The organism is Notoacmeibacter ruber (assembly GCF_003668555.1).
Taxonomy (GTDB): domain Bacteria; phylum Pseudomonadota; class Alphaproteobacteria; order Rhizobiales; family Rhizobiaceae; genus Notoacmeibacter; species Notoacmeibacter ruber.
In genome coordinates this window covers 1,607,415-1,618,089 of sequence record NZ_RCWN01000001.1, presented here as the reverse complement: position 1 = coordinate 1,618,089, position 10,675 = coordinate 1,607,415, and the positions used below count along the sequence as shown (strand labels likewise).

14 protein-coding genes are annotated in these 10,675 nt (G+C 59.9%); 5 read left to right on the top strand and 9 right to left on the bottom strand.

Features of this window, described 5'->3' with window-relative positions; genetic code table 11:
* Positions 1-148 precede the first annotated feature (148 nt).
* From D8780_RS07690 to D8780_RS07680, 3 genes are all read left to right on the top strand, one after another.
* On the top strand, positions 149-760 hold the full coding sequence (locus tag D8780_RS07690) for a glutathione S-transferase family protein (protein ID WP_121646444.1): 612 nt from the start codon (positions 149-151) through the stop codon (positions 758-760).
* A gap of 13 nt (positions 761-773) precedes the next feature.
* The gene (locus tag D8780_RS07685; protein WP_121646443.1) at positions 774-1,433 is read left to right on the top strand and encodes a uracil-DNA glycosylase family protein; all 660 of its coding nucleotides are present in this window, start codon (positions 774-776) and stop codon (positions 1,431-1,433) included.
* 91 nt (positions 1,434-1,524) lie between these two features.
* On the top strand, positions 1,525-2,001 hold the full coding sequence (locus D8780_RS07680) for an Lrp/AsnC family transcriptional regulator (RefSeq protein ID WP_121646442.1): 477 nt from the start codon (positions 1,525-1,527) through the stop codon (positions 1,999-2,001).
* Between the two features lie 10 nt (positions 2,002-2,011).
* Here D8780_RS07680 and D8780_RS07675 read toward each other — a convergent pair whose 3' ends face one another.
* From D8780_RS07675 to moaA, 8 genes are all read right to left on the bottom strand, one after another.
* Entirely contained in the window at positions 2,012-2,893 is an 882-nt protein-coding gene (locus D8780_RS07675; RefSeq protein WP_121645068.1) for an NAD(P)-dependent oxidoreductase, read from the bottom strand.
* Positions 2,894-2,961: 68 nt separating this feature from the next.
* Positions 2,962-3,789 (bottom strand): ABC transporter permease, encoded by an 828-nt coding sequence (locus D8780_RS07670; RefSeq protein WP_121646441.1) that lies wholly within the window; start codon positions 3,787-3,789, stop codon positions 2,962-2,964.
* Between the two features lie 38 nt (positions 3,790-3,827).
* The gene (locus D8780_RS07665) at positions 3,828-4,544 is read right to left on the bottom strand and encodes an ABC transporter permease (protein WP_121645067.1); all 717 of its coding nucleotides are present in this window, start codon (positions 4,542-4,544) and stop codon (positions 3,828-3,830) included.
* Positions 4,545-4,615: 71 nt separating this feature from the next.
* Entirely contained in the window at positions 4,616-5,374 is a 759-nt protein-coding gene (locus D8780_RS07660) for a transporter substrate-binding domain-containing protein (protein WP_121645066.1), read from the bottom strand.
* 126 nt (positions 5,375-5,500) lie between these two features.
* Positions 5,501-6,109 (bottom strand): molybdenum cofactor guanylyltransferase MobA, encoded by a 609-nt coding sequence (gene mobA, locus D8780_RS07655; RefSeq protein WP_121645065.1) that lies wholly within the window; start codon positions 6,107-6,109, stop codon positions 5,501-5,503.
* Positions 6,110-6,226: 117 nt separating this feature from the next.
* The gene (locus tag D8780_RS07650) at positions 6,227-7,174 is read right to left on the bottom strand and encodes a DMT family transporter (RefSeq protein WP_121645064.1); all 948 of its coding nucleotides are present in this window, start codon (positions 7,172-7,174) and stop codon (positions 6,227-6,229) included.
* A 124-nt stretch (positions 7,175-7,298) separates the two neighbouring features.
* On the bottom strand, positions 7,299-7,781 hold the full coding sequence (locus D8780_RS07645) for a hypothetical protein (protein WP_121645063.1): 483 nt from the start codon (positions 7,779-7,781) through the stop codon (positions 7,299-7,301).
* An 81-nt stretch (positions 7,782-7,862) separates the two neighbouring features.
* Positions 7,863-8,891, bottom strand: coding sequence for a GTP 3',8-cyclase MoaA (moaA, locus tag D8780_RS07640; protein ID WP_121645062.1), 1,029 nt, complete (start codon positions 8,889-8,891; stop codon positions 7,863-7,865).
* A 95-nt stretch (positions 8,892-8,986) separates the two neighbouring features.
* Here moaA and D8780_RS07635 point away from each other — a divergent pair, with 95 nt between their 5' ends.
* On the top strand, positions 8,987-9,337 hold the full coding sequence (locus D8780_RS07635) for a gamma-butyrobetaine hydroxylase family protein (RefSeq protein ID WP_121645061.1): 351 nt from the start codon (positions 8,987-8,989) through the stop codon (positions 9,335-9,337).
* Entirely contained in the window at positions 9,334-9,948 is a 615-nt protein-coding gene (locus D8780_RS07630) for a pyridoxamine 5'-phosphate oxidase family protein (protein WP_245412291.1), read from the top strand. The genes D8780_RS07635 and D8780_RS07630 overlap by 4 nt, the downstream gene beginning before the upstream one ends.
* Before the next feature lie 79 nt (positions 9,949-10,027).
* Here D8780_RS07630 and D8780_RS07625 read toward each other — a convergent pair whose 3' ends face one another.
* Positions 10,028-10,645 carry a L,D-transpeptidase gene (locus D8780_RS07625; protein ID WP_245412290.1) on the bottom strand — a complete coding sequence of 206 codons (618 nt, stop codon included), beginning with the start codon at positions 10,643-10,645 and terminating at the stop codon, positions 10,028-10,030.
* Between the last annotated feature and the right edge of the window lie 30 nt (positions 10,646-10,675).

Sequence of the window (10,675 nt, the reverse complement as noted above, 5' to 3'; positions counted from 1 at the left end):
GAATAAGCACGGTTAAGATAGCCTTTCCTGTGGCCGAGGAGGGCCGGGTGGCCTTGTCCTTTCAGCAGCCTCCAACGTCTCCGGTGGCGCTTCGCAGCCTTTGATCTAGCTGCTAGAGCAGCAGGACGAATTCATGGAGGAGGATGCAATGAAGTTGTTTGACGGAGGCATGGCGCCCAACCCGAGACGGGTGAGGATCTATCTGGCGGAGAAGGGCATCGAGGTTCCACTCGAGGCGGTGGATATGGGAGCGCTCGAGCATCGCAATCCGAAGGTCGCAACGCGCAATCCGCTCAAATCACTTCCCGTGCTGGAACTGGATGATGGCACGATTCTCACTGAGAGTATCGCCATCTGCCGGTATTTCGAAGAGCTTCATCCGGAGCCGCCATTGTTTGGCACGACCCCGCTCGAACGCGCACAGGTCGAGATGTGGCAGCGGCGTATCGAGATGCATTTCTTTCTGCCGACGGCCCACGCCTTTCGCCATACCCACCCGGCCATGAAGGAATGGGAGAAGCCCCAGATCGAGGAATGGGGGGAAGCCAACCGCGATCGCGTCAGACGCTATCTACGCCTTCTCGACGCTGATCTGGATGGACGGGCGTTTCTTGTCGGCGACCGGTTCAGCGTGGCCGATATCACGGCCATGGTGGCTGCGGGTTTCATGAAGCCGGCAAAAATCACCATGCCGGACGACCTCCCGAATGTCGTCCGCTATATCGAGACCCTTCAATCCCGACCGAGCTACAAGGCCTGAATTGGTTTCTTCGATGCAAGAGGCGTGCGCTTTGCCGGAATGTTCCTCCCTCGAGGACTATCTGGGCAGGGTTCGCCGCTGCACGATCTGCCGGGACGATCCGCTCGGTGCGCCCTTGCCACACGAACCGCGGCCAACGCTGAGCGCGTCCGAAAGCGCAACCATCCTCATCGCCGGGCAGGCGCCGGGCCTACGTGTCCATGAAACCGGACAATCCTTCAACGACAGGTCTGGCGACAGGCTCCGGGAGTGGATGGGGATCAACCGGCAGACTTTTTATGAAAGCGAACGGATCGCTATCGCAGCCATGGGCTTTTGCTTCCCGGGTTATGATCGTCACGGCGGCGATTTGCCGCCCCGCCGGGAGTGCGCGCCCACATGGCGCGACGGCTTGATGGCGCGGCTGCCGAATATACGGCTTGTCCTGAGCATCGGGCTCTATAGCCAGCGCTATCACCTCGGGGCGCTCCGCCAGCCGCGCATGACCGATACCGTCAAGAACTGGCAGGCCATCCTTGCCGTGACAAGCGAGGAGCAAGGACGGGCAGTCATACCGCTGCCGCACCCATCATGGCGCAACACCGGATGGCTTCGAAAAAACCCGTGGTTTGAGGCTGAACTGTTGCCGGTACTTAGGCGCAGCGTCGCGGCGGAACTCGACTGCGTGGAGTAATACGGCACCGACCTGCGCCGATGCCGGCTTGCCGGACCTGACGCTTTCCGGCAAAAGGCGCGTTCCGTCGCCAGAACGCTCAGAGGACAAGATGGACAGACTGGATCGAAAGATCCTGCGGATCTTGCAGGAAGATACGACCTACGCCGTTGCCGATGTCGCCAAGAAAGTGGGCCTTTCCACTACGCCGTGCTGGCGGCGTATCCAGAAACTGGAAGAAGAAGGCGTCATTCAGCGGCGGGTGGCCATTCTCGATCCCGCCAAGGTGAATACGGCCGTAACCGTCTTCGTTTCCATCCGGACAAATTCCCATTCGGTCGAGTGGCTCAAGCGCTTTGCCGAGGTGATCACCTCTTTCCCGGAGGTTCAGGAATTCTACCGGATGAGCGGTGAGGTTGATTACCTTTTGCGCGTCGTCGTGCCGGATATTGCCGCCTACGACACCTTCTATCGCAAGCTGATCGAGAAGATCGAAATCAGCGACGTTTCCTCGGCCTTCGCCATGGAGCGGATCAAATACACGACGGAATTGCCGCTCGACTACATGGTGTTGGAAAAGGGCGAATAATCCGTCTCGCTCAGTTTTTATCGGCTGCCTCAAGGCGTGCAATCAGGGACGACGTATCCCAGCGTCGGCCGCCCATCTTCTGCACGTCCTTGTAGAACTGATCGACGAGCGCCGTAACTGGCAGGCTTGCGCCCACCTCGTCCGCCTGTTGCAGGACGATGGCGAGGTCCTTGCGCATCCAGTCTACGGCGAAGCCGTGGTCAAACTCGCCGGCTGCCATAGTGGCATAGCGGTTTTCCATCTGCCAGGAACCTGCCGCGCCCTTGGAAATCACCTCGATCAGCTTTTCGACATCGAGGCCGGACTTCTTGGCGAGGTGAATGGCTTCGGACAGCCCCTGCACGAGACCGGCGATGGCTGTCTGGTTGCACATCTTGGCAAGCTGGCCGGCTCCGTTCGGGCCAAGCAGCCCGACCATCCTGGCGTAGCTTTCAATGATGGGGCGCGCCTCGTCGAATGTCGCCTGATCGCCGCCGCACATCACGGTCAGCGCGCCGTTTTCGGCTCCGGCCTGCCCGCCAGAAACTGGGGCGTCGAGAAAGCCGATCTCCTTCTGTGCGGCGCTCGCGGCGATCTCTTCGGCGAGGATGGCGCTGGCGGTCGTGTTGTCGATGAGAATCGAACCGGCTTTCATACCGGCCAGAACGCCATCGTCGCCGAAGACGACCGAGCGGACATCGTCATCATTGCCGACGCAGGTAAAAACGAAGTCGGCGTCCTCGGCCGCCGCACGCGGCGTATCGGCTTTCTCTCCAGCATATTCATCGACCCATCGAGCGGCCTTCTCGGAGGAGCGGTTGTAGACCGTGACGTCGTGCCCGCCCTTTTTCTTGAGGTGACCTGCCATTGGAAAACCCATGACGCCCAATCCGATAAATGCTGTCCGGGCCATACCGCTCATTCTCCCATATCGATTCAAGCCGTTCGCGGAACGATTCCGATTCCGCCGGCAAGTCTTTGTTATCGTTTTAGATGACGTGTGAGGCGTTGTTCCAGAACGTCCCATATCCGACGCAGTGTTTCGACCACGGCGAGGTAGAGCAGCGCCGCCCAGAGGTAGGCCTGGAAGTCGAAGGAACGCGAGAAGACGAAGCGTGTCTGCCCCATCAGGTCGTAGACGGTGATCACGGCGACGATGGCCGACGCCTTGATCATCAGGACGATCTCGTTGCCGTAAGGCCGGAGCGCGACGATCAGAGCTTGCGGCAGGATGATCTTTTGGAAGGTGGTCCAGCGGGATAGTCCCATGGCCTTGGACGCTTCTCGCTGACCGCTTGGAACGGTGCGGATCGCGCCGCGCAAGATCTCCGCCTGATAGGCCGCCGTATGCAGGGTGAAGGCGAAGAGCGCGCAGTACCAGGCCTCTCTGAAGAACCACCAGAGCCCAATGGCTTTCAACTCGTCATTCAGCGCCCCCAGCCCGTAATAGACCAGGAAGGTCTGAGCGATGAGCGGCGTGCCGCGAAAGAAGGTCGTATAGCTGAGTGCGGCGCCGTTTAAAAACGCATTGCCCGACAGTCGCGCCAGAGCGAGGGGGAGGGAAAGAAGACCGCCCAGGGTAACGGATATTCCGACGAGGAGCAGCGTCGTCCAAAGGCCATCGAGATAGCGTGGGCCGTACCGCATCATAAAGTCGGGCGAAAAGACGCTGATGAGGTAGGCGAGCAGCAGACCGAGAAGAGCAAGCCAGAGTCCGGCGACCGCGTAGCCTCCAATCCGCGCAGACGACCAGCCGCGCGGCTTTGGCTCAGGGGCCGGGCGCGCCTCGATTCCAAAGGCCGGGGCCATGCCTGCGATGTTGTCTGCGGTGTTTGCGGGATAAGCGCTCATGTCCGGATCAGCCCCCGATCGGAGCGCTTCTCCAGCCAGCCGATCAGAACCGTGAAAATGAGAGAGAAGGTCAGGTAGAGCAGACAGGCGGTCACATAGAAGAGCAGGGGATGCTGCGTAACACGTGCCGCGATGGAGCTTTGACGGAGAATGTCCGACAAGCCAATCACGGAGACAAGGGCCGTATCCTTCAGCAGGATCAGCCATAGATTGCCGAGGCCGGGCAGGGCAAAACGGAACAGTTGCGGAAAAATGACCTTTCGCATTGTCGTCATCTTGCGGATGCCGAGTGCGCGAGCCGCCTCCGCCTGACCGTCCGGAATCGCCGAAAAGGCCGATACGAAGACCTCGCTGGCATAGGCCGCGAAGACGAGGCCGAGAGCGATCATGCCGGCCAAAAAGGCATTGATTTCGATTGCGGTCTCGATGCCTGCTGCCTGAAGCCCGGCGGAGAGGCCGAGCTGGGCCCCGTAATAGATCAGGAAAAGGGTCAGCAGTTCAGGCAGGCCGCGGAATATCGTCGCGAAAAGTGTTGCGCTGAAACGAAGCGACCGCTCTTCACTGCGGCGCCCGAGCGCGACAAGGAAACCGACCGTTAGACCCAGAGGAAGTGTCGAAAGCGCCAGCGTTACTGTGAGGAGCGCGCCCCAGAGAAGTTGATCTCCCCAGCCCTCGGCCCCAAAACCGAGGAGTGGCCAGATGCTGTTCTCCATCGACTAGATCCTTGCTGGCTTACGAGAGGTGCCCGGCCGGCCCGTTCGGGTCGGCCGGGATGAGCATCGCATTACTCGCCGTAGATGTCGAAGCCGAAATACTTCTGGTTGATCTCCTGGTAGGTGCCGTTTTCACGGATGGCCTTGATGGCCTCGGAGAACTTGTCGGCCAGCTCCTGCTCGTCCTTACGGACGGCGATCGCGATCTGGTCATCTTCCAGAAGAGGCTCGCCGACGACCTCAAAGCCATCATTTTGCTTGATGAACTCGTCCTGTACGCCGAAGTCAGCCACGACGCCGTCGAGACGGCCATTCTTGAGATCGAGATAGGCTTCTTCCTGCGTTGGATAGGGCTTGATGCTGACGTCGCCCATATTCTCGGTCATGTACGTCTCGGCGACGGTGCCCTGCTGGACGCCAATGGTCTTGCCAGCCAGGGTCTCAGCGGATGCGTCTTCGATATTGCCATCGCTTGGAACAGCAAGACGGAGCGAGTTGATGTAATAGGGAGCGGAGAAGCTGACCTGCTCTTGGCGCTCGGGCGTAATGCTCATGGACGCAATGATCGCATCGAACTTGCCGGCCTGTAGGGCGGGAATGATGCCATCCCAGTCCTGGGTCACGAATTCGCATTCGGCGTTCATCTCTTCGCAGAGCGCTTTCGCGATATCGATATCGAAACCTTCAAGTTCGCCGTTGGAGTTCAGCTGGTTGAAGGGAGGATACGCGCCCTCACTGCCGATTTTCAGGTTCATCTTGTCCTGTGCCATAGCGGCCGGAACGGAAAGAGCGAGAACTGAGAGCGCGAGAAATGTGCGGCGTATCATCATATGGGTGCAATCCTTCTGCTTGTCGTGAGGCGGGATGCCATCACGATCTATGCATTCTGAATTAGTCGCAGACTGCGAAGGGAAAAGGCAATCCCGTTTTAGTGCCTTTCTTAACGGCACTCACATCTATGACTCGTCTTCGGCCCGTATACGTGCTGCCTCAAGATCTTCCGGCGTATTGATGTTGAAGAAAGGATCGGCGTCTTCTGCCGTTTGAAAATCGGCCAGAGAAAAGTCATGGCGGTGGATGAACCCGAGCACCTTGGAGCTTTCGGACTCGGCAAGCCATCTGCGCAGGGCGTGACGCAAGCTGACCGGCCAAAGGCAGATCGTAGGATGTCGTCGCCCATTTGAGGTGGCGAGAACGATGCGTTCTGCCTCCCCCTCGGCGGCGATATCGAACCTGAGCACCAGATCGCGTGGTACGAATGGCGTGTCGCCGGCGATCGTCACGATCTGCCTTGGCGGATTTTCGAGGGAAGCCGCCCAGTCCATGCCCGACAATACGCCGGATAGTGGCCCCATCGGCGTATCATCAGGTAGAACGGGCAGGGCAAAGCGGGAAAACCGTTCGGGATCGCCGTTCGCACTGATCGCAAGTGAGCTGACCTGAGGGGAAAGCCGCTCGACGATATGGCCCATCAACGGTTTGCCGGCCAATTCCAGAAGAGGTTTATCGCGGCCTCCCATTCGGCGAGCCTCTCCACCCGCGAGAATAATGCCGGCCGGCTGCATTCGTGCTTATCCTTTAGTGGCGGAAGGAGGGAAATGGCGTTGTCCCGCGATTGCAATTATTTCGCGTCTCTGGATCCGATTGCAAGCATTTCGTTCAATATTGCAGGAGATCGGTGCTCAAATACCTCGGGGCGCGCCGCGCGCCATGTTTTCCGCTGCGATAGGCTGCGCGTCCTTTCGAACCCTCTCGCGGTAAAGCGTGAAGAGACCGGAGCCGACGATGATCGCCGAGCCGATGAGCGTCAGCGCATCGGGAAGTTCGGCGAAAAAGAGCCAGCCAATGAGGATGGCGACGATCAGATTGCCGTAGCGAAACGGTGCCGCGAACGAGACGTCGCCGCCACGGATCGCTGCCGTCGTGGAAATCAGCCCGAGGATGACGAAGACGCCGGCGAAGAAGAGCGCCAGCAGTTCGGCCCAGCCGGGTGTCTGCCAGGACCGCGTCTCGAACGGAAGGATCAGAAGGCCGAAGAGGCCGACGGCGATCGACGTCACGAAGGACACGACGGAGGAGGGCAGTTCCGGCCGTATGGTGCGGGTGACGATCTCCCGTAGCGCCGAGCAGATCACGCTGAGCAGGAGGCAGATTGCGTAGATGCTGAAGCCGTCTGGACCGGGACGGAGGCAGATGAGAACGCCGAGAAACCCGATCCCGATCGCGCCCCATCGGCGCCATCCGACTGGCTCGCGAAGCAGGATTGCAGCGGCAGCGGTGACCGCGAGCGGGATGCCCTGTAGAATGGCAAAGACGTTGGCCAGAGGCATTTTCGCCAGCGCCATCAGAAACAGAATGGTCGCCGTGCCGTCGAGTATATTGCGCGCCAGCAGTCGCAGGTCCAGCATCGCGCGAATGGGCGGAAGAGGGCCTTTTGTTCTGAGCCAGATAAAAAGCGTCAGCGAAGCAAACAGACCTCTCAGGAGCATGACCTGGCTGACGGGCAGGGTATTGCCCGCGACACGCGTGAGCGAATCGTTCACGACGAACGCACTGACCCCGAACAGTGTCAGGAGCGCTGCTTTCAGGTTGGAAGACAGGCGGTCATGCCAGAAGGATAGGAACGGCAAAGCGCGACTCCGCGGTCAGTGCACCGCGAAGCGGCAGTCTGCAAAAGCGTTACCCCAAGGTTTCATGCTCGGATAGCCGAAAGCCACGCAAAGGGCGAAAGAGAGCTATGAGCGGGCGGTATGGTCAGGGGCCTGACAGTGAGTTCATGATTGGCCCGACCTGAGGGTCGATACGGCTTTTCTGGGACGGTGGATAACGCAGTATGGCGGAATGAAGCACGCCGTCCGCACCGCTTTCCGTCCGCTGATAGAAGACATTGCCGCGGGAATCGAAGCCGGAGATCGCAAACCAGTTTCGCGTCACACGGTCTAGGGTAATCTCATCGAGCTGCTCGCGCGCCACCCTTGCGAGGCTCTCCATGTCTTGGCCACGACTGCCATAGACGAGCAGTTCCGCATTGTCCTTGCCGAGGAAGGTCTGGCCGTCACCATCGGTCGGCGGCGAGGTCAGCGTATCAAACAGCCCCGTGGGGAAACGGATCTCGGTGCCAAAGCGGTCGTTCCGATAGGTGAGCGTATCTTCCGCCGCCGCGGAAGCCGCTCCGACAAGAAGCGCTGCGATCATCAGCAGAGTCATGCCGCCGATCTGTGAGAGGCATAGGCGCATATGCATATTCTCCTTCGATCTCTTCGAAGGCCAATGCTCCTGCGGCGAAAAGGATGCGTCGGGATGACGGGCGATGGCCCGTCAGCCCCCGGTCACGCTCATATGGCGACCCACCGAAGGACGGGCGTTGCGGTCGATCACGAAATCGTGTCCTTCCGGCTTGCGGCCGATCGCTTCATCGATTGCAAGGGAGAGTGCTTCATTGCCTTCCGAAGCGCGCAGCGGATCGCGCAGATCGGCTGCATCCTCCTGGCCGAGGCACATGTAGAGCGTGCCCGTGCATGTCAGGCGCACACGGTTGCAGCCTTCACAGAAATTGTGGGTCAGCGGCGTGATGAAGCCGAGACGACCGCCCGTTTCGGCGATCTCGACGTAACGTGCCGGACCGCCTGTCTTGTAGGGAATGTCCTGCAGCGTCCAACGTGCTTCCAACTGCTCGCGCAAGACGGAGAGCGGCAGATATTGGTGGGTACGATCCGATTCGATCTCGCCCATCGGCATGGTTTCAATGACCGTGAAGTCCATGCCCTGACCGTGTGCCCATTCGATCATGCTGGGCAATTCGTGCTCGTTGAAGTCTTTCAGCGCGACAGCATTGATCTTCAGCTTGATGCCCGCGGCCTGCGCCGCGGCAATGCCGTCCATCACCTTGCCGAGATCTCCCCATCGGGTGATCTGGCGAAATTTTTCGGGGTCCAGTGTGTCGAGGGAAACGTTGATGCGGCGGACGCCGCATTCGGCGAGTTCATCGGCGAAACGGCCGAGCTGGCTGCCGTTTGTCGTCAGTGTGAGCTCGTCCAGTGCCCCGGTTTCCAGATGCCGCGAAAGGTTGCGGATCAGGCTCATGATGTTCTTGCGGACAAGGGGCTCTCCGCCGGTCAGTCGCAGCTTGCGCACGCCCTTATCCACAAAGGTCGAACAGACGCGATCCAGCTCTTCCAGTGTCAGCAGATCCTTCTTCGGCAGGAAGGTCATGTTTTCGGCCATGCAGTAGGTACAGCGAAAATCGCAGCGGTCCGTTACGGAAACCCGAAGATAGGTGACGTGACGACCGAACGGATCAATCATGGCAGGCTTGGCCTTATCCGTCGATGTAATTACCGAGTTCATTGCACTCCCCTAACGCCGGCAGAATTCCCCTTTGCCGTACACACTTAATATGGCTACTTTCCGCCGCCCTGCAACCAGTTTGGAAGGACAGTCTTGTGGTTACAGCTCCAAGGGGGATCCGCGTTTCAACCGATCGGAAGGCGTTGACTGTCGACTGGCCCGACGGGACAAGCAACGAGTTTCCCGCGGAGATGCTGCGGGTGTTCAGTCCCTCCGCCGAAGTGCAGGGACACACGCCCGACCAACGCAAAATTCAGGCCGGCAAGCGCGAGGTCATGATCCTGTCGGTCAAGCCTGTCGGCAATTATGCGGTGCGTATCGGATTCGACGATATGCACGATAGCGGTCTTTACACCTGGACCTTTTTCGCCGATCTGGCGAATGCGAAGGAAAAGCGGTGGGCAGCTTATCTGGATGAACTCGATCAGAAGGGGTTAAGCCGTTGAAGTGGACACCGATCGACGACGAGACTCTTAACACGATCTATGGGGAGCCGGTTCCTGCGTCGCTGGTAAAGGAAACCGACCACCTCATAGCTTCCTACCGCGCCCTCATCGAAGCATCTCCGTTTTTCGCACTGGCGAGCGCGGGGCCGGACGGGCTGGATTGTTCGCCCCGTGGCGAAAGGGGCGGCGCAGTAACGATCGCCGACGAGCGGACGCTCATCATCCCGGATCGCCGTGGCAACAATCGCATCGATACCCTGCGCAATATCGTCGCGGACCCCCGCGTCGCGCTGCTCTTTCTCATCCCGGGATCAGGCACGACACTCCGGGTCAATGGGCGGGCCATCGTCACCATCGATGCGGAGCTGTTGGAATCGCTTGCCCTGAACGGAAAGATGCCGCGAAGCGCAATCGTGATATCGATCGACAGCGTCTACTTCCAATGCGCCCGCGCCGTCATGCGCGCCGACCTTTGGAACCCCGAGCATCACGCTCTGGCCGAAAGCCTTCCGACGGCCGGCGAAATTCTCGCCGAGGCAAGCGATAACGAGCTGGGTGGTGCGGCGTATGATCGGCAGTGGCCGCAACGTGCGGCCCGTACATTGGACTGAATGAGTTCCCAAACGTTGGTGGGCGGCCGGAGCCGCCCACTCACACAAAGGCTGGTCCTCATTTCGGGTCTGGCAGAATTTACTGCCGGACGACGACCCGAGTGCCGACGTTGGCACGCTGATAAAGGTCGATAACGTCTTCATTGGCCATCCGAATGCACCCGGAGCTCATGGCCTTGCCGATCGTCCATGGCTGATTGGTGCCGTGAATCCGGTAGATGGTGGAGCCGATATAGAGGGCGCGCGCGCCGAGCGGGTTGTCTTCGCCGCCGGGCACGTAAGCCGGCAGGGTCTTTCCCGTCTGGCGCTTTACGCGGGCGCGCATCACTGCCGGCGGGGTCCAGCCCGGCCATTCCGCCTTACGGGTGATCTTGTGAGAGCCGGACCAGCGGAACCCGTCGCGGCCGACACCGACGCCATAGCGGATCGCCTTGCCATTGCCGATCGTATAGTAAAGCCGCCGCTCTGCCGTATCGATGAAGATCGTATTGGGCGGATATTGATCGAAGCGGACCGTCTTGCGGGGGACAGGGCTCTTGTCCGACCGGTAGTTACCGTGCCGGATCGGCTCTCGCCCGCCTCGGAGAAACTTGGCGAACGAGCTTTCAGCCATAGCCGGTTTGGTGGCTGTCGCGCCGAGGGGGAGTGCTAGGCCAAGGGCCAGAATCATGGCCGAAGCGGTGCGGAAGATCTTCATGAGCGGGTGGTCCTCTAATTCGACATGGAC

Coding starts and splice junctions, on each gene's coding strand:
- D8780_RS07690 (WP_121646444.1), top strand. CDS start 149: ATGAAGTTGTTTGACGGAGGCATGGCGCCCAACCCGAGACGGGTGAGG.
- D8780_RS07685 (WP_121646443.1), top strand. CDS start 774: ATGCAAGAGGCGTGCGCTTTGCCGGAATGTTCCTCCCTCGAGGACTAT.
- D8780_RS07680 (WP_121646442.1), top strand. CDS start 1,525: ATGGACAGACTGGATCGAAAGATCCTGCGGATCTTGCAGGAAGATACG.
- D8780_RS07675 (WP_121645068.1), bottom strand. CDS start 2,893: ATGGCCCGGACAGCATTTATCGGATTGGGCGTCATGGGTTTTCCAATG.
- D8780_RS07670 (WP_121646441.1), bottom strand. CDS start 3,789: ATGGCCCCGGCCTTTGGAATCGAGGCGCGCCCGGCCCCTGAGCCAAAG.
- D8780_RS07665 (WP_121645067.1), bottom strand. CDS start 4,544: ATGGAGAACAGCATCTGGCCACTCCTCGGTTTTGGGGCCGAGGGCTGG.
- D8780_RS07660 (WP_121645066.1), bottom strand. CDS start 5,374: ATGATGATACGCCGCACATTTCTCGCGCTCTCAGTTCTCGCTCTTTCC.
- mobA (WP_121645065.1), bottom strand. CDS start 6,109: ATGCAGCCGGCCGGCATTATTCTCGCGGGTGGAGAGGCTCGCCGAATG.
- D8780_RS07645 (WP_121645063.1), bottom strand. CDS start 7,781: ATGCGCCTATGCCTCTCACAGATCGGCGGCATGACTCTGCTGATGATC.
- moaA (WP_121645062.1), bottom strand. CDS start 8,891: ATGAACTCGGTAATTACATCGACGGATAAGGCCAAGCCTGCCATGATT.
- D8780_RS07625 (WP_245412290.1), bottom strand. CDS start 10,645: ATGAAGATCTTCCGCACCGCTTCGGCCATGATTCTGGCCCTTGGCCTA.